Here is a 17,316-nt window from a genome sequence, read left to right as displayed (position 1 = left end):
TGTGCCTCCAGTGTGCGCCCCGGGCAAGATCCGGGACAGGGCGCGTCGGGCTCAGCGGACCACAGGTGCCGTCGGCCGACCGGGTGGGCGCCGCCATTTCTCCCGCACGACCACCTCGTGCAACCGCCGGCCGTCGTCCGTGCGCAGCATCGCGAACGCGTATCGCCCCCCGCACACGAAGTCCGGCGCGGCCGGCCCGCCGTCGGCCCCCGCCGTGCCCATCGGACTGACGTAGTCGGCCCGCACCCGAGCCGTGTCGCCGGTGTCCCGCTCCCATACCCCGAGGCGCAGTACTCGGTGACGACCCCCGCCAACGGCCAGTCGGCCGGCCGGTCCCTCACGGTCGCAAGCTCCGCACGCTGCGTCATCGGCTGTTTCCAACGGCTTGGCCGAGGCCGGCCCGGAACCAAGGGGCGTGCGCGGATATTCGTATCCCCACGAGGAGGTTCCCGCGGTCTGGGAGCCTGGGGATCTTCGATTCGGGCTCCAGGCCAGGAGGGCTTCATGAAACGTCTCGTCACCGTGGTCACCGGTGGTAGCCGGGGGATCGGGGCCGCGACCTGTCTGCGGCTCGCGGGGGAGGGGCACGACGTGGTGGTGGGTTATGTGCGGGACGCCTCGGCCGCGGAGAGCGTGGCCGCCGGGGTGCGGGCGGCCGGCGCACGGGCCGTCACCGTGCGGGGGGACACCGCCGACGAGGGGGACGTCGACCGCCTCTTCGACGTGGCGGAGCGGGAACTGGGGCCGGTCACGGGGCTGGTGAACAACGCCGCGGTGACCGGGCCGCTGGGGCGGTTCACCGAGGTCGACACCGCGACCATGCGCCGGGTCGTCGACGTCAACCTCATGGGGACACTGCTGTGTTCGCGTCGCGCCGCACAGCTGATGACGTCCCGGGGCGAGGGGGTGATCGTGAACATCTCGTCGGGGGCCGCCACCCTCGGCAGCCCCGGCGAGTACGTCCACTACGCGGCGACCAAGGCCGCCGTCGACGCCCTCACGGTCGGGCTGGCGAAGGAACTCGGTCCGGTCGGCATTCGTGTCAACGCGGTCGCCCCGGGCGTGATCGACACGGACATGCACGCCGCCATGGGCGCCCCGGACCGGGCGTGGGAGGTCGCGGCCGCGGTCCCGCTGCGCCGCCCGGGGCGGGCCGAGGAGATCGCCGCGGCGGTCGCCTGGCTGATGTCGCCGGATGCCTCATACACGACGGGGGCGGTGCTGCGGGTGGCGGGCGGGCGCTGAAGCGCGCGTTCCGGTGAGCGGGTGGTGGTGGGGGCGGCGGCGAGGGCTCAGGCCGCCTTGACGACCTGGCCTCGGATCGCCGCCGCCCACTCGACCACCAGGAGCTCGTACTCCGCGCGCTCCTGCGCCGACAGGGATCCGCCCGCGCGCAGCCAGAGTGCTCGGATGTGCTCGTTGACCTCAGCGGCAGACCGCACGGAACCAGGGGTCATGGAATCGGGGGACATGCCGACCAGCCTAGGGCCACGCACTGACAGCGCGCTACCGGACGGCTACCCGTCCCGTATGGGTTCGGTCACGTCCCCCGTGAGGGCCCTCAGCCCGACGACTCCGCCGCGTGCGGGCTCAGGACTCCCGTGGTCACCAGGACGATGATGACGACGCCGAGCGCGATGCGGTACCAGACGAACGGCATGAAGCTCTTGGTGGAGATGAACTTCATGAACCACGCGATCACCGCGTACCCGACCGCGAAGGCGACGACCGTCGCGAAGATCGTGGGGCCCCAGGTGACGTGACCGCCGTCGGTGGCGTCCTTCAGTTCGTAGAGTCCGGAGGCGAGCACCGCGGGAATCGCGAGCAGGAAGGAGTAGCGGGCCGCGGCCTCACGCCGGTATCCCATGAACAGGCCGCCGCTGATGGTGGCGCCGGATCGGGAGACACCCGGGATGAGCGCCAGGGCCTGGCAGAACCCGTAGATCAGGCCGTCCTTGACGGTCAGGTCCTTGAGTTCCTTGCCCTGCTTGGGAGTGCGGTGCCGGCCGCCGCTCTCGTCCCGCGCCGCCAGCCGGTCGGCGACACCGAGGACGATGCCCATGACGATGAGCATGGTCGCGGTGAGCCGCAGGTCGCGGAACGGCCCTTCGATCTGGTCCTTCAGCGTCAGGCCGAGAACACCGATCGGGAGCGAGCCGACGATGACCAGCCAGCCCATCCGCGCGTCGTGGTCCCGACGCATCTCCTTGTCGGTGAGCGAGCGGGTCCAAGCCGACAGGATCCGCCCGATGTCCTTGCGGAAGTAGATGAGCACGGCTGCTTCCGTACCGATCTGGGTGATCGCGGTGAAGGCCGCGCCCGGGTCCTCCCAGCCGGAGAAGGCCGCGGTCAGCCGCAGATGCGCGCTGGAGGAGATGGGGAGGAACTCGGTCAGCCCCTGGACGAGTCCGAGGATGAGAGATTCAAACCAAGACATGAGGCAGCGGTGTCCAAGTGCCGATCGTGGGAAGGGACGACAGGCACGCCGAAGCACGGTGTGCGGTGATCAGGCGTGCCGGGGTCGAAGCGTAGCGCCCCAAGATGACGAACCCGACGCCAGGTGCCGCACGGGCCTTCGACCCCTGAAGCCGACGCGATGGTGCCGAAACGGCCATGGCGTGGTGGCGGCGGATCCTCCCGGAGCGCCGGAGGCGTCAACGGCCGCGCAGTTGGCGCCGCTTGCGCCACGCGATCACCACGCCCAGCAGGCCCGGCACGGTGATGCAGGCCAGCGCGATCAGGAAGGCGGGGGACGTCGGTGCCGAGGCGCGGGCGCCGGCGACGGCGTAGGCGGCGGTGTTCGGGATCGAGCCGAGCCCCGTCGCCAGCAGGAACGGCAGCAGGCCCATCCGGGAGACGGCGGCGCAGTAGTTCGAGGCGGCGAACGGCAGCCCCGGGAAGAGCCGAGCCGCCAGCATCGAGCGGAAGCCGTGCCGGCTCAGCTGGTCGTCGGCCGCCTTCAGCCAGCGCCCCCGCAGGAGCGGGCGCAGTGCGTCCTGGCCGAGTGCACGGCCGAGGCAGAAGGCCAGCCCGGCGCCGAGCACCGTGCCGGACAGGGCGGCACCGAGCCCCAACTGGCTGCCGAACAGCGCGCCCGCGGCGAGGTTCAGCAGCGGGCGCGGCACGAACGCCACCGTGCACACCCCGTAGGCCACCGCGTACGCCACGACCGCCGCGGCTCCGCCGAGCTGCGGCGGCCAGCCGTCGGTCAGCAGCTTCTGCGGCTCCAGGAGCAGCATCGCCGAGGCCGCGGAGGCGAGCAGCACGACCAGCAGGGACAGCCGTGACCAGGGCGACAGCAGGGCTCTGGCGCAGCGGGCGGTGAGACCCGTGGCGGGCACGGGCGGGAGCACGGACGCCGACGCGGGGACGGAGACGGCGGCGGTGAGTTCCGTGGCGACGGCCCGGGGAGAGGCCGTCGCGGTGCCCCCAGAGCGGTTGGTGGCATCGAGCATTCGGTGACAGTAACCGACGAATATGTCCGGTCGCCGTAGTGTGCGTCTCATGAGCGTCACAGCGGCCGGAACGCCGGGGGTGCCGGGCAGCGGGCTCGCCGGCACCGTGCTGGACCGGCTCACCGCCACCTACGGGGCGGCGGCCGATCCGGAACGGGCCGTCGCCATGCGGGCGTACATGAAGGACGTGGCTCCCTTCCTGGGCCTGGCCACCCCGGTCCGCCGCGCCCTGTCCCGCACCGTGCTGGAGGGCCTGCCCCGACCCGACGAGGCCGACTGCGCCGCGATCGCCCTGCGCTGCTGGGAACTGCCCGAGCGCGAGTACGGTACTTCGCCGTGGACCTGCTGCGCCGCCACGCGCGCCACTGCTCCTCCGGGTTCCTGCCCGTCGTCCGGCACCTCGTCACCACCGTCCCGTGGTGGGACACCGTCGACCTGCTCGCCGCCCACGTCGTCGGCACGCTGGTCGCGGCCGACCCCGCACTCACGACGGACATGGACGACTGGATCGGCGGCGACGACCTGTGGCTCGTCCGTACCGCCCTGCTCCACCAGCTGCGCTTCAAGGAGCGCACCGACACCGGGCGCCTCTTCGGGTACTGCCTGCGCCACTCCGGCCACCAGGACTTCTTCGTCCGCAAGGCGATCGGCTGGTGCCTGCGCGAGTACGCCAAGACCGACCCGGACGCCGTACGGGCCTTCCTGGCGCGCGAGCAGGAGCGGTTCGCGCCGCTGTCCGTACGCGAGGCACTGAGGACTCCGAACAACACCGCCGTGTGACCGCCCGGCTTCCGTGACCTCGCGGAAAACCATTCGACGCGGGGCGGGTCGTCGGCAATGATCGACGCCATGTTCCGGTACGCCTTCCACCTCGCAGCATCCGCGGTCGCGGATGCCCCGGAGGCTGCCGTTCCCGCTTTCCCCGCCGCTGTCGACGGCGCCCGAAGCTGACCCTCCCCGGATCGTCCGGCGGACCCCCAGGGGGAGGGTCGGCCAGGTTTCCGGGGTCCCGTACCGGCCGCGCGCCGATCCGCCGCGCGGCCGGGGCCGATCACGCATCACCATCGAGAGGCTTCGAGGTACCGCCATGTCCAAGACGGCGTACGTCCGCACCAAACCGCATCTGAACATCGGCACGATGGGCCATGTCGACCACGGCAAGACCACCCTGACCGCCGCCATCACCAAGGTCCTCGCCGAGCGCGGCTCCGGCGGTTTCGTCCCGTTCGACCGCATCGACCGGGCGCCGGAGGAGGCCGCGCGGGGCATCACCATCAACATCGCGCACGTCGAGTACGAGACCGACACCCGGCACTACGCGCACGTCGACATGCCCGGCCACGCCGACTACGTCAAGAACATGGTCACCGGAGCCGCGCAGCTCGACGGGGCGATCCTCGTCGTCTCCGCGCTCGACGGGATCATGCCGCAGACCGCCGAACACGTCCTGCTCGCCCGCCAGGTGGGCGTCGACCACATCGTGGTCGCGATCAACAAGGCCGACGCCGTCGAGGACGGCGAGGACACCGTGCTGACCGACCTGGTCGAGCTGGAGGTCCGCGAACTGCTCTCCGCGCACGGCTACGGCGGTGACTCCGCGCCCGTCGTACGGGTTTCGGGACTCAGGGCGCTGGAGGGCGACCCGCGCTGGACGGCGTCGATCGACGCGCTGCTCGACGCGGTGGACACCTATGTGCCCATGCCCGAGCGGTACGTGGACGCGCCGTTCCTGCTGCCGGTGGAGAACGTGCTCACCATCACCGGCCGGGGGACCGTGGTCACCGGCGCGGTGGAGCGCGGCACGATCCGCCTCGGCGACCGCGTCGAGGTGCTCGGCGCCGGGCTGGAGTCGGTGGTCACCGGCCTGGAGACCTTCGGCAAGCCGATGGAGGAGGCGCAGGCCGGGGACAACGTGGCGTTGCTGCTGCGCGGGGTGCCGCGGGACGCGGTGCGACGCGGGCACGTGGTGGCCGCCCCGGGCAGCGTGGTGCCCGGCGGGAGCTTCACGGCGCGGGTGTACGTGCTGTCGGCCCGGGAGGGCGGCCGTACGACACCGGTGGCGACCGGGTACCGGCCGCAGTTCTACATCCGCACCGCGGACGTCGTCGGCGACGTCGACCTCGGCGAGGTGGCGGTCGCCCGGCCCGGCGACACGGTGACGATGACCGTGCGGCTGGGGCGCGAGGTGCCGCTGGAGCCGGGGCTCGGCTTCGCGATCCGCGAGGGCGGTCGCACGGTCGGCGCCGGGACGGTGACGACCGTCGGCTGAACGACGGGCGGCGACGGCCGTTCGAGAGGCGGTGCCGGGTGCCCGCCCCACCCCGCGCACGGGGTGGGGCGGGCACCCGACCGGTGTCACGACGGCACAATGGGGGACTGTGAACGAGCCGATACCCGTGACCCGTGCCGTCGGTCACGGCACCGCGAAGCTGATGCCCGACATCGACCGTGAGCGGGCCTGGCTGCTGACGGTCGACGGGGCGCCGCAGTCGTACGTCGACCTGGACGATCCGGCTCATCTGGAGTTCGAGTACGTCCGGCGGCTCGGGCACGTCCTGGACACCCTCGCCGAGCCGGGGCACCCGCTGGACGCGATCCACCTCGGTGGCGGCGGGCTCACCCTGCCCCGTTACCTGGCCGCGACCCGCCCCGGCTCCCGGCAGGACGTCGTCGAGTTCGACGGGGAACTGCTGGACCTGGTCGCCGAGCAGTTGCCGCTGCCCGAGGGGGCGGACGTCACGCTGCACGCGGCGGACGCCCGCGTCTGGCTGGAGGCCGCTCCCGACGCCTCCGCGGACGTCCTCGTCGCCGACGTCTTCGGCGGTTCACGGGTCCCGGCGCACCTGACCTCCGTCGCCTACGCCCGGGAGGCAGCGCGCGTCCTGCGGGACGGCGGCGTCTACCTCGGCAACCTCGCCGACGCGGCCCCGTTCGCCTTTCTGCGCTCTCAACTGGCCACGCTCGGCACGGTCTTCGAGGAGCTGGTGCTGATCGCCGAGCCGGGAGTCCTGCGCGGGCGCCGCTTCGGCAACGCCGTACTGGCCGCCGCGCACCGCCCCCTCGACATCGCCGCCCTGGCCCGGCGCACCGCCGCCGACGTCTTCCCCGCCCGCGTCGAGCACGGCGCGGCCCTGCGGGACTTCACCGGCGGAGCGAGGCCGGTGCGGGACGAGGACGCCGTACCGTCACCCGAGCCCCCCGACGGCGCTTTCGGCATCGGCTGACTCGGTGCCCCGGACCGCCCCGGCGACGGGCACGGTCCGGCGGCGCAGGTTGCGCACGTCCGGCACGCACAGCACCGCCGCCGTGACCACGACGACCAGCGCCGCGCAGCCCCACAGCGCCTCCGTGCGGCCGAACGCCGACTCGGCGGGGCCCGCCAGCGCCATCGTGGCCGGCACCAGCGCCACCGAGCCGAACCAGTCGTAGGCCGACACCCGGGAGAGTTTCTCCTCCGGTATCTCCTGGTGCAGGGCCGTCATCCAGGAGACGCCGAACACCTCCACGGTCACCCCGGTCACGCACATCACCGCACACAGCACCGCCACCGGTACCGGAACGGCGAGCGCGGCGGACGGCAGGGCCAGCGGGAACACGCACAGGGTGCCGACGAACAGCAGGCGGCGCGGTTTCCAACGCGTCATCAGCAGCGCGCCCAGCACCGTGCCCCCGCCGAAGAAGGCCAGGGCCAGGCCCCACGGCGCGGCACCGCCCAGGTGGTCCCGGGCCACGAGCGGACCGTAGACCGCGTCGGCGGCACCGACGACCGCGTTGGCGATGGAGAACTGGACGACGATGCCCCACAGCCAGGGTCGGCCGGAGAACTCCCGCCACCCGTCCCGGAGGTCGGCGAGCAGACCGCCGCCCGGCGCACGCGGCGGGATGTGCTTCACGTCGAGGAAGGTGCGCAGCGCCGCCGCGACCGCGAAGGCGGCCGCGTCCGCCGCGAGCACCCAGCCCGGCCCCATCGCGGCGATCATGAGGCCGCCCAGAGCGGCGCCGCCGAGCGTCGCGCCCTGCATCGCCATCCGGAACACCGCGAACGCCCGGCCGGCCTGTTCGCCCTCGACCGAGGAGAGCAGCATGCCCTCGGCGGCGGGGCCGAAGAACGCCTGGCCGACTCCGCCCAGGCCGCTGAGCAGCATCATCTGCCACAGCTGGGCCTCACCGGCCAGGACGAGGGCCGCGAACGCGGCCTGCGAGAGGCAATTCAGGACATTGGCCGCGACCATCACATGGTGGCGCGGCAGCCGGTCCGCGACGGCACCGCCGATCAGCAGGAACAGCACCAGCGGCAGGGTGCGGGCGGCGGCCACCAGGCCCACGTCGCCGGCGTCCCCGCCCGCGGCCAGCACCGCGAACGCGGAGGCGATCAGCGCACCGTGACTGCCCAGGCTCGTCACCACCGCGGACGCGGTCAGCAGCGTGTAGTTGCGGCCCGCCCAGGCGGGACGGCGACGGGAATCGATGGTCGGCACACCGTGACTATCGCCGGGGGGCAGCCGACTTGCCAAATGTGCCGAGGGCCGCTCCGCCCGTTTCCCGCCGTCCGCCGTCCGCTACGACCCCGTCACGACTCGGTCGGCGGCTCCTCGGTGAGCCGCACCGTGCTGAGGATCTTCTGCACGGTCTCTTCCGGGATCTCGTCCTTGACGCCCTTGGCGCCGTACAGGTTCCAGGTGACGAAGTCCCCGGCACCGTTCTTGAACGCGAAGGTGATCGCCTTGCCCTCGCTGTCGCACTTGCCGTTCTGCGGCGTGCCCTCCGAGTGCGCGGTGGCGACGCTGCCCTTGAGGCCCGAGGCGGTCGTGTACGCCTTCGGCTTCTCCGTCTTCACGCTCTTCTTGTCGGGCTGGGTGTAACCGCCGAAGATCCACCACGGCACACGGGTCTCCGCCGCCATGTCAGTGGTCTTGGCGCCGTTCTCACCACGGGTTCCGGCGGTGACGAGGGAGGTGTCCTCCTTGCGGCCGTCCTTGTCGTCGTCGCTCGTGCACCACTTGGACTTCAGATAGGCCGGGGCGGTGACGGTGGTGCGGTCCGTCTCACCGTCCTCCTCCTCCCATTCGAAGCCCACGCTGGTGTCGGGGTTCTCTATCTCCCAGTCGGCCGGAACGTCGAACTTGGTGCCGAAACGGGTGTTCGTGACGACCTGCCAGCCCGGAACGGTCGCCTTCTCCGCCTCACCGCCCCGCGGGTTGTCCTCGGAGCCGGATTCGGATGTGCTCGGCTCCGCGGACGCGCTCACGGACGGCTTCTCGTCCTTCTTGTCGGCCGTGTCGTCCTTGTCGCCGCCCAGCACCAGGAAACCGGTGACGCCGGCGGCCACGACGACAGCCGTCGCCGCCACGACGGCCACCAGCTTCGTCCGGTTCCCGCCGCCCCCGCCCTGCGGCGGCCGGGGCATGCCCACAGTGGCCGGCGTCCCCCACTGCTGCTGTGCGTAGGGGTTGGGTTGCTGGACACCGGGCTGCTGATACGGATTCGGCTGCTGGTATCCCGGCTGCTGATACGGATTGTTCGACTGCGGGTTCTGCTCGCCCCCGGGCGGCTGGTTTCCTGGCCACATGGTCAGCCACCCTAGTCCTGCCAGGGAAACGATCAGGTCACTGTCCTTTGGCAGGGACGTAGCAGCCAGGGGGTGAGCGCCGCGCGGCGGGCCGCCGGTGCGGGCCGTCGGAGAGCGGGGGCAGAGCCTGGTCAGCATGTTCTACTCGTGGGTAACATGCGGCCATGAGCCAAGACCAGATGACCATCGGCGAGATGCTCGCCGCCACGGTGCCCATGGCCCGGACCCTCAACCTCGAGTTCCTGGAGACCACTTCGGAACGGGCCGTGGTGTCCCTGCCGGACCAGGGCGACTACCACAACCACGTGGGCGGCCCGCACGCCGGTGCCATGTTCACCCTCGGTGAGTCGGCGAGCGGCGCCATCGTGCTCGCCGCCTTCGGGGACCAGCTCGCGCGAGCCGTACCACTGGCGGTCCGCGCCGAGATCGCCTACAAGAAGCTGGCGATGGGCCCGGTCACCGCCACCGCGACCCTCGGCCGCCCGGCCGCCGAGGTCGTGGCGGAACTGGACGAGGGCCGGCGTCCCGAGTTCCCGGTGTCGGTCGCCATCCGGCGCGAGGACGGCGCCGTGACCGGGGAGATGACGGTCGTCTGGACCCTCCGGCCCAACGGCTGACCAAGGTGGCGGGCGGCGGTGGCGGGTTCGGTTCAGACGCCGCTGCCCGCCCCGTAAGGGCCGTACAGGTCCAGCAGCCGGATCCGGGCGGCGTGCAGCCGGTGGGCGACCACGTTGCCCACCCACCGGGAGAGGTCCCGCCCGAGGGCCGGCTCCTCCTCGCTCAGCGCGTGGACCGCCGCGGCGTCGAACTCGTAGGCCCGCACCGGAGTGGCCGCCTCGGCGCCCAGATGCCAGACGTGCGGGCTGTACAGCCAGGACCAGCCGACGAGTTCGTTGTGGCCGAGACGTTCGATGACGGCGGCCCGGCGGCCGGGCACGTGCATGTCGAGTTCGACGGTGCCGGTACGGACCACCCAGAACCGGTCCGCGTGGCCACCCTCCTCGAACAGCCGGGCCCCTTGCGGGAAGGACACCTCCCGAGCGGTCTGCAGGAGTTTCACCCGGTGCTCGGCGGGCAGAGCGCGCGGCATGCTGGGGGACGGGGGAGCGAACATCGCGGGCCTCCCATACGGGGTGCGGGAACTGCCGTTGTGATCCCAGCCTCCTGCGGAACCCCGTCCGTGGCCATGGGCCGTACGGCCCTGATGCTTCACGTCCGTCCCGTGCGAGGCCGCTCCCGCACGCCGATGGGATCCGGTGGCCCGGCCGCTCGCTTCTCCGTGGGACGGGACCTTCGGCACCCGTGGGGGACCTGCGGTCCCTGTCGTCGGGCTATTCTCCCGCCCGACGCTGTGGATGATCCACCGACAACAGGAGGCGCACGTCATGTCCCGCACCATCACGGTCGGCTTCGACGGTTCGGCCGAGAGCCGGGCCGCGGCCGAATGGGCGGCCCGCGAGGCGAAGCTCCGTGGTCTGCCGCTGCGGCTGCTCGAGGTCCGCGAGCCCCTTCCGGAGCCTGTGGCCCGGGCACCGTTCCTCGGTGCGGAGAGTTCCTCCGCCGCCGACTGGGACAGTGCGCGGCGTGAGGCCGCCGAGGGGTTGCGGCTGCGCCACCCCGGCATCGAGGTCGCCGCGGAGCAGGCCGCCGGCCGGCCCCACGAGGTGCTCGCCGAGGCGGCCGAGGACGCCGAACTGCTCGTGCTGGGCTCCCGGGGGATGGGCGCCCTCGCCGGATTCCTGGTCGGCTCCGTCGGTCTCGCCGTCGTGGCCCGTGCCGAGCGGCCCGTCGTCCTGGTCCGCGCCGGGGAGCAGGCCGCCGACGAGCACGAGCCGGACCCCACGGGCATCCCGTCCGCCGCGACCCGCTACCGGCCGGTCCTCCTCGGCGTGGACGCCGACCGGCCCGACGACGCGGTGATCCGGTTCGCGTTCGCCGAGGCGGCCCGCCGGGGCACCGGCCTGCGCGTCGTGCACGGCTGGAACCTGCCGTCGTACTACGTCCACGGGCTGCCGGCCGACCCGGACACGTACCAGAAGGTCAGCGCGGAGCAGGCCGCGACGCTGACGAAGGCGCTCGTCCCCTGGCGAGCGGAGTTCGGGGACGTCGAGGTGACGGAGGAGTCCTTCGGCGGCAGCCCGTCCATCCGGCTGATCGAGGCGTCCCGGGAGTCCTCGCTCGTCGTGGTCGGGCGCCGCGTCCGCCGGAACCCGTTCGGCATCCGCGTCGGACCCATCGCGCACGCCGTGCTGCACCACTCCGCGGCGCCCGTCGCCGTCGTCGCGCACGACTGATCCGGCAGAAGGCGGGATCGGGGAGGGCACACCGTCCGACGCGCACGGGCGCCGGACGGTGCCCCGGTCCCGCCCTAGGGCGTGCCGTGCGCGTCGCGGTGCGCCTTCGCCAGTTCCGCGTACCTCGTCCCGTTGAGCGTCAGTCCCGCACGCTCCTCCTCCGTGAGCTCCCGCCGGACCTTCGCCGGGACCCCCGCGACGAGGGAGCCCGGCGGCACCTCCATGCCCTGCGGCACCAGCGCCTGTGCGGCCACCAGGGAACCGGCGCCGATCACCGCGCCGTTGAGCACCGTGGCGCCCATGCCGATCAGGCAGTCGTCCCCGACCGTCGCCCCGTGCACCACGGCGTTGTGCCCGATGGAGACCCGCTCGCCGACGGTGACGGGGAAGCCGGGGTCGGCGTGCAGCGTGCAGTTGTCCTGGACGTTGCTGCTCGCGCCGACGGAGACGCTCTCCACGTCACCGCGCAGGACCGCGCCGTACCAGACACTGGTGCCCGCCCGCAGTGTCACGTCCCCGATCACCGTGGCGGTGGGTGCCACGAAGGCCTCCTGGTCCACCTGCGGCTCCCTGCCGCCGATACCGGTGATCAGTGCCCTGTGCGTCATCGTCGCCTCCTGGTCGGGTTGATGTCAGGCACCGTACGCCGGCACGGTGGGGTGAAGATCACAGGGCGTCCGGCTCTTCGGCGGCGCGCCCGCCGACTACGGTGAGCGGGTGCCGAAGAGCAGGAACACGTTCTCGTCCTGGCTGCGCCGCCTCGCGCAGCGCGCCGTCCACGCCGGCTGGGCGTGGGCGCAGCGCACGGGCTCGGTGACCGCCGAACACCCCGGCCGCTTCCGGTTCGGCGCGATGGGAACGGGCACCAGGCTGGCCTTCCCGCTCGGCACCGTCTTCGGTGAGCCCTGGATCCATCTCGGCGCCCACTGCATCATCGGCGAACAGGTCACCCTCACCGCCGGCCTGATGCCCGGTCTGGAGCTGGGCCCCGCCCCGATCCTGCGCCTCGGTGACGGCGTCGTCCTGGGCCGCGGCAGCCATGTCATCGCCGACACCACCGTCACCATCGGCAGCGACTGCTACTTCGGGCCGTACGTCTACATCACGTCCACCAACCACTCCTACGACGACCCCCACGAGCCCATCGGCAAGCAGTGGCCGCGGATGGACCCGGTGGAGATCGGTCCCGGCTGCTGGGTCGGCACCGGGGCGGTGATCCTGCCGGGCGCGCGGATCGGGCGGAACGTGGTGGTGGCCGCGGGCGCGGTGGTCCGGGGCACGGTGCCCGACCACGCCGTGGTCGCGGGCGCCCCGGCCCGCGTCGTACGCCGCTGGACTCCGGCCGACGGATGGCAGCCGCCGCTGCGCACTCCGGCGCCGGTGCCGATCCCGGAGGGCATCACCCCGGAGCAACTGCGGGCGCTGGCGACACTGGACGCCGAGGACGCCGAGGATCCAGCCCGGCTGGTCGAGCTGGAGCCCGAGAGCTGACCCCCGCCCCCAGCGGGCCGGTGGCCAGGGCGAAGGCCGCTGCCGCGGCGAGGCGCGCAGTACAGTTCGGTGGACGATCGGGTGCACCGCACCGCAGTCGAACGAGTGGAACGCTGTCATCCGGAATATTGGACGGAACGTGTCGGATCTCGACCTGCTGACCCAGTCGCTGGCGCGCAACGTCAAGCGCTGGCGCACCGAGCGGGCCTTCACCCTGGACGCGCTCGCGGCGCGGGCCGGAGTGAGCCGCGGCATGCTCATCCAGATCGAACAGGCCCGCACCAACCCGAGCATCGGCACCGTCGTCAAGATCGGCGACGCGCTCGGCGTCAGCATCACCACCCTGCTCGACTACGAGCGGGGCCCCAGGGTCCGCATCGTCCCCGCCGACCGGGCCGTACGGCTCTGGCACACCGAGGCCGGCAGCTGGAACCGGCTGCTCGCGGGCACCGAGGCCCCCGGACCGGTGGAGATGTGGGACTGGCGTCTCATGCCGGGCGAGAGCAGCGACTCCGACCCGCACCCGGTCGGCACGGTCGAGCTGATCCACGTCACGGCCGGGCAGCTGACGCTCACCGTCGACGGCACGGAGCACCGCGTCCCGGCCGGTGCCAGCGCCTCCTTCGAGGCCGACACCCCGCACACCTACGGCAACCAGGGCGACGAACCCATGGAGATGGTCATGGCGGTCTCGGTCCCGCCCGTGCGCTGAGACGCCCCACCGACGCCCGCCGAGCGGCTGTTACGGTGCCGCCATGCGCGCACCCATCGGCTCCTTCGGCCACGCCACCCCCGCCCCCGACTGCCTCGACCAGCTCACCGCGCCGGTCGCCGCGGCCGTCCGTGCCTGGAACGGCAGCGTCCCCGCCGAGCAGATCCTCTACGTCGACACGGACCCGCGCTGGGCCGACACCGCCGTCTTCGTGGAGCACTACGGCCAGGACCTGCTGGAGCGGTCGGCGAACTGCGTGGTGGTGGCGGGCAAGCGCGGCGGCGAAACCATCCTCGCCGCGTGCCTCGTCCTGTCCACCACCCGGGCCGACGTCAACGGAGTCGTGCGCCGCCGACTCGGCGCCCGCAAGGTGTCGTTCGCCCCGATGGACACGGCCACGGGGGAGAGCGGCATGGAGTACGGGGGCATCACCCCGATCGGGCTCCCGGCCGACTGGCCGGTGCTGGTGGACGCGGCCGTCGTCGACCTGCCGTACGTGCTGGTCGGCAGCGGGCGCCGCCAGGGCAAACTGCTCGTGCCGGGCAAGGCCTTCGCCGAACTGCCGGGTGCGGTCGTGCTGGAAGGCCTGGGAGTGGCCTGAGCGGGGCGCCGTGCCCGGCTCAGGCGGAGCAGGGGCGTGCCGGTCACGCCGTCGCGTGGTGGGCCAGGGGCAGGTGCGGGTCCCGCTCGCCGGGGACGGGTTGCGGGTCGGTGTGGACCAGGGCCGCGGTCAGCCGGGGCACGGCGTGCAGCAGGGCGTGCTCGGCGTCGACCGCGATGCGATGGGCCTCCCGTACCGGCGCCCCGCCGTCCACCACGACCGCCACCTCGGCGCGCAGCCGGTGCCCGATCCAGCGCAGCCTCAGCTCGCCCACGCCGCGTACCCCGGGGACCCGGGTCAGTGCCTGCTCCGCCCGGTCCACGAGCGTCGGGTCGACGGCGTCCATCACCCGCCGGAACACCTCCCGCGAGGCGTCCCGCAGCACCAGGGTGATCGCCGCGGTGATCGCCAGTCCCACGACGGGGTCCGCGAGCTGCCACCCCAGAGCCGATCCGGCGGCCCCCAGCAGCACGGCGAGTGAGGTGAACCCGTCCGTCCGGGCATGCAGTCCGTCGGCGACCAACGCGGCCGAGCCGATGGCACGGCCGACCCGGATGCGGTAGCGGGCCACCCACTCGTTGCCCGCGAATCCGACGAGTGCGGCCACGGCGACCGCCGGGACATGGTCCACGGGACGCGGTTCGAGCAGCCGGCCCACCGCCGTCCAGCCGGCGAACGCCGCGGAGGCGGCGATCGTCAGCACGATCGCGATGCCGGCCAGGTCCTCGGCCCGGCCGTAGCCGTAGGTGAAACGGCGGGTGGCGGCGCGCCGGCCCAGCACGAAGGCGAGGGCGAGCGGTACGGCGGTCAGCGCGTCCGCGGTGTTGTGCACCGTGTCGCCGAGCAGCGCGACCGAGCCCGAGGCGACCACCACGACCGCCTGGGCCAGCGCCGTCACGCCGAGCACCGCCAGCGAGATCCACAGTGCCCGCAGGCCGCGGGCCGAGGACTCGAGGGCGGAGTCGACCTTGTCGGCGGTCTCGTGGGAGTGCGGGGCGAGCAGGTGGCGGAGGCGACGGCGCGGGGACGTTCCGGGGTGCGGGTGCGGGTGCTCGTGCCGGAGGCTCACGTGGATCCCCTTCCGGTGGGCGGGGTGGACGGGGTGCCGCCCGGGGGACCATTATGTGCGTATGAGTGCACGCATGCACCTCTCACCTGCGCACGATGCGCACCCACGCACTCCCGGCGACCAGCAGTTCGCGCTCGCGGCGGAACTCCTCGCCCTGCTCGGTGACCGGACCCGGCTGACCCTGCTGCACGCCCTGGCCGGCGGCGAGGCCGACGTCAGCACGCTCACCGAGGTGTGCGGGGCGGCGCGCCCCGCGGTCAGCCAGCACCTGGCACGGCTGCGCCTCGCGGGGCTGGTGGGCACGCGGAAGGAGGGCCGCAGGGTGATCTACTCACTGCGTGACGGACATCTGCGCCGGCTGGTGGACGAGGCGCTGAACCTGGCCGACCACCGGACCGGCGACCCTCCCTCGCACGCCTGACGGCAGCAGCGGGTGCAGACGCCTCGTGCCGTGCACATCGGTCCGGGTCGGCGGGTTCCGCACCGGGCCCCGTCGTGCGGGGAAGGGGCACACTGGCAGGAGAGGGATGTGCATTGTGGCAGTGCATGTTCACTGGAGGTGATCCGGATGCCCAAGACCCGGTCGCATTCGCGGTACGCCCCGGACCGGGGCCTCACCACCCGCATGGTGACGACGATGTTCCTGATCGGACTGCTCTATGTCGTCTTCGTCGGAGTTCTGCTGGCCCTCCTGAAGAACGCGTGGCCCGTCATCCTGCTGATCGCGGGCATCCTGTTCGTCGCGCAGTTCTGGTTCAGTGACCGGATCGCGGCCTTCAGCATGGGCGCGCGCGAGGTCACCCCCGAGCAGGCTCCCGGGCTGCACGGCTCCGTGGACCGCATCTGCGCCCTCGCCGACATACCCAAGCCGCGGGTGGCTATCGCCGACAGCGACATACCGAACGCCTTCGCCACCGGCCGCAACGAGAGAACGGCCCTGGTATGCGTCACCACGGGTCTGCTCCGTCGCCTGGAACCGGAGGAACTGGAGGGCGTCCTCGCCCATGAGCTGTCGCACGTCGCCCATCGGGACGTCGCCGTGATGACCATCGCCTCGTTCCTCGGTGTCCTGGCCGGTGTCATGACGCGTACCGCGCTCTACACCGGGCTCGGCCGCACCAGCCGCGACAGCACCACCGCCCTCGTGGCACTCCTGATCCCCCTGGTCAGTGCCGTCGTGTACGTGATCAGCTTCCTGCTGACCCGGCTGCTGTCCCGCTACCGCGAACTGTCCGCCGACCGCTCCGCCGCGTTGCTCACCGGCCGCCCGTCCGTACTCGCGTCCGCGCTCACCAAGGTGACCGGCGAGATGGCGAGGATCCCGACGAAGGACCTTCGCCGGGCAGAGCCGTTCAACGCCTTCTGGTTCGCACCGGCCTTCTCCTCCCGGGAGAGCCTGAGCCGGCTGCTCTCCTCCCACCCCACCCTCGAACAGCGCCTCGACCAGCTCGGCCGGATCTCGGCCCAGCTCGGCCGGGCATGACGATGCATGGAGGTGCCGCGCCGTGGGACTCCTCGACGCCATCCTCGGCCGCAGCAAACCGGTGCGCCCGGACCTCGACCAGCTCTTCAGCCTGCCCGCGGCCGCGATCACCGTGCAGGCGGGGGCGGGGTTCACCCCGACCGGGACCGGATCGGTCTGCTTCGCGAGCGTGGAGGGCGGCGCCTTCGACCGGCTCCAGCAGGAGGTACGGGACCTGCTCGACGCCGACACCGGCCGGGGCGGCACGCCCGTCGAGTGCACCAAGGACGCGTACGGGTACACGTGGCTCCTCGTCCGTCAACCCGCCGACGACACTGCCTCACTGGTCAACGATCTGCACGCCGTCAACACGCTCCTCCAGGACGCGGGCTTCGGCCCGCAACTCCTCTGCTCCCTGATCGGGTTCCAGGCCACGCCGGACCACCGGGCCCTGGCGCTGGTCTATCTCTACAAGCGCGGCACCTTCTACCCGTTCGCGCCGCTCCCCGACGGCACGGAGCGGCGCGACAACGCGTTGGAACTCCAGATCAGGGCGCTCCTCGCGGACGACCTGCGCATCGAGGGCGATCTGGCCCGCTGGTTCCCGGTGTGGGGCGCCCCGGGGCTCGCGGGGCCCCGGCCCTGAAGTCTGCCGCCGGCCCG

At 72.6% G+C, this 17,316-nt stretch carries 19 protein-coding genes and 2 pseudogenes; 12 read left to right on the top strand and 9 right to left on the bottom strand.

What is annotated here, in order from left to right; translation table 11 throughout:
• Nucleotides 1–51 precede the first annotated feature (51 nt).
• Nucleotides 52–300: pseudogene (locus DIZ27_RS47415) on the bottom strand (nuclear transport factor 2 family protein); the annotation flags it as partial.
• A gap of 204 nt (nt 301–504) precedes the next feature.
• On the opposite strand from DIZ27_RS47415, the gene DIZ27_RS27060 reads away from it, so the two are divergent.
• Entirely contained in the window at nt 505–1,245 is a 741-nt protein-coding gene (locus tag DIZ27_RS27060; RefSeq protein ID WP_109381069.1) for an SDR family NAD(P)-dependent oxidoreductase, read from the top strand.
• A gap of 47 nt (nt 1,246–1,292) precedes the next feature.
• Here the strand turns inward: DIZ27_RS27060 and DIZ27_RS27055 are convergent, their stop codons facing one another.
• From DIZ27_RS27055 to DIZ27_RS27045, 3 genes are all read right to left on the bottom strand, one after another.
• Nucleotides 1,293–1,472 (bottom strand): hypothetical protein, encoded by a 180-nt coding sequence (locus DIZ27_RS27055; protein ID WP_109381068.1) that lies wholly within the window; start codon nt 1,470–1,472, stop codon nt 1,293–1,295.
• 89 nt (nt 1,473–1,561) lie between these two features.
• Nucleotides 1,562–2,437, bottom strand: a complete 876-nt coding sequence (locus DIZ27_RS27050) for an undecaprenyl-diphosphate phosphatase (protein WP_109381067.1) — start codon at nt 2,435–2,437, stop codon at nt 1,562–1,564.
• A gap of 217 nt (nt 2,438–2,654) precedes the next feature.
• The gene (locus DIZ27_RS27045) at nt 2,655–3,455 is read right to left on the bottom strand and encodes a TVP38/TMEM64 family protein (RefSeq protein ID WP_109381066.1); all 801 of its coding nucleotides are present in this window, start codon (nt 3,453–3,455) and stop codon (nt 2,655–2,657) included.
• 49 nt (nt 3,456–3,504) lie between these two features.
• Between DIZ27_RS27045 and DIZ27_RS27040 the strand changes: the two are divergent.
• The 3 genes and pseudogenes from DIZ27_RS27040 to DIZ27_RS27030 all read left to right on the top strand — a co-directional run bounded on the left by DIZ27_RS27040 (nt 3,505) and on the right by DIZ27_RS27030 (nt 6,679).
• Nucleotides 3,505–4,235: pseudogene (locus DIZ27_RS27040) on the top strand (DNA alkylation repair protein).
• Nucleotides 4,236–4,542: 307 nt separating this feature from the next.
• Nucleotides 4,543–5,724 carry an elongation factor Tu gene (tuf, locus tag DIZ27_RS27035; protein WP_109381065.1) on the top strand — a complete coding sequence of 394 codons (1,182 nt, stop codon included), beginning with the start codon at nt 4,543–4,545 and terminating at the stop codon, nt 5,722–5,724.
• Between the two features lie 109 nt (nt 5,725–5,833).
• Nucleotides 5,834–6,679: a spermidine synthase gene (locus tag DIZ27_RS27030; RefSeq protein ID WP_109381064.1), complete on the top strand. Its 846-nt coding sequence runs from the start codon at nt 5,834–5,836 to the stop codon at nt 6,677–6,679.
• On the opposite strand, the gene DIZ27_RS27025 is transcribed toward DIZ27_RS27030, so the two are convergent.
• Together DIZ27_RS27025 and DIZ27_RS27020 are read right to left on the bottom strand one after the other, a co-directional pair.
• Nucleotides 6,641–7,933, bottom strand: a complete 1,293-nt coding sequence (locus DIZ27_RS27025; RefSeq protein ID WP_109381063.1) for an MFS transporter — start codon at nt 7,931–7,933, stop codon at nt 6,641–6,643. The two genes, DIZ27_RS27030 and DIZ27_RS27025, sit on opposite strands and share 39 nt — an antisense overlap.
• Nucleotides 7,934–8,025: 92 nt before the next feature.
• Nucleotides 8,026–9,024 (bottom strand): hypothetical protein, encoded by a 999-nt coding sequence (locus DIZ27_RS27020; protein ID WP_109381062.1) that lies wholly within the window; start codon nt 9,022–9,024, stop codon nt 8,026–8,028.
• A gap of 179 nt (nt 9,025–9,203) precedes the next feature.
• Here DIZ27_RS27020 and DIZ27_RS27015 point away from each other — a divergent pair, with 179 nt between their 5' ends.
• Nucleotides 9,204–9,641 (top strand): DUF4442 domain-containing protein, encoded by a 438-nt coding sequence (locus DIZ27_RS27015; protein ID WP_109381061.1) that lies wholly within the window; start codon nt 9,204–9,206, stop codon nt 9,639–9,641.
• Nucleotides 9,642–9,673: 32 nt separating this feature from the next.
• On the opposite strand, the gene DIZ27_RS27010 is transcribed toward DIZ27_RS27015, so the two are convergent.
• On the bottom strand, nt 9,674–10,138 hold the full coding sequence (locus DIZ27_RS27010) for a cyclic nucleotide-binding domain-containing protein (protein WP_109381060.1): 465 nt from the start codon (nt 10,136–10,138) through the stop codon (nt 9,674–9,676).
• A gap of 271 nt (nt 10,139–10,409) precedes the next feature.
• On the opposite strand from DIZ27_RS27010, the gene DIZ27_RS27005 reads away from it, so the two are divergent.
• Nucleotides 10,410–11,318, top strand: coding sequence for a universal stress protein (locus DIZ27_RS27005; RefSeq protein ID WP_109381059.1), 909 nt, complete (start codon nt 10,410–10,412; stop codon nt 11,316–11,318).
• Nucleotides 11,319–11,392: 74 nt separating this feature from the next.
• Here DIZ27_RS27005 and DIZ27_RS27000 read toward each other — a convergent pair whose 3' ends face one another.
• Nucleotides 11,393–11,926, bottom strand: a complete 534-nt coding sequence (locus DIZ27_RS27000) for a gamma carbonic anhydrase family protein (RefSeq protein ID WP_109381058.1) — start codon at nt 11,924–11,926, stop codon at nt 11,393–11,395.
• 109 nt (nt 11,927–12,035) lie between these two features.
• Between DIZ27_RS27000 and DIZ27_RS26995 the strand changes: the two genes are divergently transcribed.
• From DIZ27_RS26995 to DIZ27_RS26985, 3 genes are all read left to right on the top strand, one after another.
• Nucleotides 12,036–12,809 carry an acyltransferase gene (locus DIZ27_RS26995; protein ID WP_109381057.1) on the top strand — a complete coding sequence of 258 codons (774 nt, stop codon included), beginning with the start codon at nt 12,036–12,038 and terminating at the stop codon, nt 12,807–12,809.
• 139 nt (nt 12,810–12,948) lie between these two features.
• Nucleotides 12,949–13,521, top strand: coding sequence for a helix-turn-helix domain-containing protein (locus DIZ27_RS26990; protein ID WP_109381056.1), 573 nt, complete (start codon nt 12,949–12,951; stop codon nt 13,519–13,521).
• A 43-nt stretch (nt 13,522–13,564) separates the two neighbouring features.
• Nucleotides 13,565–14,122 carry a YbaK/EbsC family protein gene (locus tag DIZ27_RS26985; RefSeq protein ID WP_109381055.1) on the top strand — a complete coding sequence of 186 codons (558 nt, stop codon included), beginning with the start codon at nt 13,565–13,567 and terminating at the stop codon, nt 14,120–14,122.
• A gap of 43 nt (nt 14,123–14,165) precedes the next feature.
• Here DIZ27_RS26985 and DIZ27_RS26980 read toward each other — a convergent pair whose 3' ends face one another.
• On the bottom strand, nt 14,166–15,191 hold the full coding sequence (locus DIZ27_RS26980) for a cation diffusion facilitator family transporter (protein WP_181383710.1): 1,026 nt from the start codon (nt 15,189–15,191) through the stop codon (nt 14,166–14,168).
• 61 nt (nt 15,192–15,252) lie between these two features.
• On the opposite strand from DIZ27_RS26980, the gene DIZ27_RS26975 reads away from it, so the two are divergent.
• The 3 genes from DIZ27_RS26975 (at nt 15,253) to DIZ27_RS26965 (ending at nt 17,299) form a co-directional block, all read left to right on the top strand.
• Complete coding sequence (locus DIZ27_RS26975) at nt 15,253–15,612, top strand: metalloregulator ArsR/SmtB family transcription factor (RefSeq protein ID WP_181383709.1); 360 nt, start codon at nt 15,253–15,255, stop codon at nt 15,610–15,612.
• Nucleotides 15,613–15,759: 147 nt separating this feature from the next.
• Nucleotides 15,760–16,674, top strand: coding sequence for a zinc metalloprotease HtpX (gene htpX / locus DIZ27_RS26970; RefSeq protein WP_109381052.1), 915 nt, complete (start codon nt 15,760–15,762; stop codon nt 16,672–16,674).
• Between the two features lie 22 nt (nt 16,675–16,696).
• Entirely contained in the window at nt 16,697–17,299 is a 603-nt protein-coding gene (locus tag DIZ27_RS26965) for a hypothetical protein (protein WP_109381051.1), read from the top strand.
• Nucleotides 17,300–17,316: the final 17 nt, after the last annotated feature.

It is taken from the genome of Streptomyces sp. NWU339 (assembly GCF_003143855.1).
Classification (GTDB): domain Bacteria; phylum Actinomycetota; class Actinomycetes; order Streptomycetales; family Streptomycetaceae; genus Streptomyces.
The sequence above is the reverse complement of the archived record's forward strand: the minus strand, read 5'-3'. Positions and strand labels throughout refer to the sequence as shown.

Bases quoted from the DNA above. Each gene is read 5' to 3' on its own strand.
- DIZ27_RS27060 (WP_109381069.1), top strand. From the start codon at position 505: ATGAAACGTCTCGTCACCGTGGTCACCGGTGGTAGCCGGGGGATCGGG.
- DIZ27_RS27055 (WP_109381068.1), bottom strand. From the start codon at position 1,472: ATGTCCCCCGATTCCATGACCCCTGGTTCCGTGCGGTCTGCCGCTGAG.
- DIZ27_RS27050 (WP_109381067.1), bottom strand. From the start codon at position 2,437: ATGTCTTGGTTTGAATCTCTCATCCTCGGACTCGTCCAGGGGCTGACC.
- DIZ27_RS27045 (WP_109381066.1), bottom strand. From the start codon at position 3,455: ATGCTCGATGCCACCAACCGCTCTGGGGGCACCGCGACGGCCTCTCCC.
- tuf (WP_109381065.1), top strand. From the start codon at position 4,543: ATGTCCAAGACGGCGTACGTCCGCACCAAACCGCATCTGAACATCGGC.
- DIZ27_RS27020 (WP_109381062.1), bottom strand. From the start codon at position 9,024: ATGTGGCCAGGAAACCAGCCGCCCGGGGGCGAGCAGAACCCGCAGTCG.
- DIZ27_RS27015 (WP_109381061.1), top strand. From the start codon at position 9,204: ATGACCATCGGCGAGATGCTCGCCGCCACGGTGCCCATGGCCCGGACC.
- DIZ27_RS27010 (WP_109381060.1), bottom strand. From the start codon at position 10,138: ATGTTCGCTCCCCCGTCCCCCAGCATGCCGCGCGCTCTGCCCGCCGAG.
- DIZ27_RS27005 (WP_109381059.1), top strand. From the start codon at position 10,410: ATGTCCCGCACCATCACGGTCGGCTTCGACGGTTCGGCCGAGAGCCGG.
- DIZ27_RS27000 (WP_109381058.1), bottom strand. From the start codon at position 11,926: ATGACGCACAGGGCACTGATCACCGGTATCGGCGGCAGGGAGCCGCAG.
- DIZ27_RS26985 (WP_109381055.1), top strand. From the start codon at position 13,565: ATGCGCGCACCCATCGGCTCCTTCGGCCACGCCACCCCCGCCCCCGAC.
- DIZ27_RS26975 (WP_181383709.1), top strand. From the start codon at position 15,253: ATGAGTGCACGCATGCACCTCTCACCTGCGCACGATGCGCACCCACGC.
- htpX (WP_109381052.1), top strand. From the start codon at position 15,760: ATGCCCAAGACCCGGTCGCATTCGCGGTACGCCCCGGACCGGGGCCTC.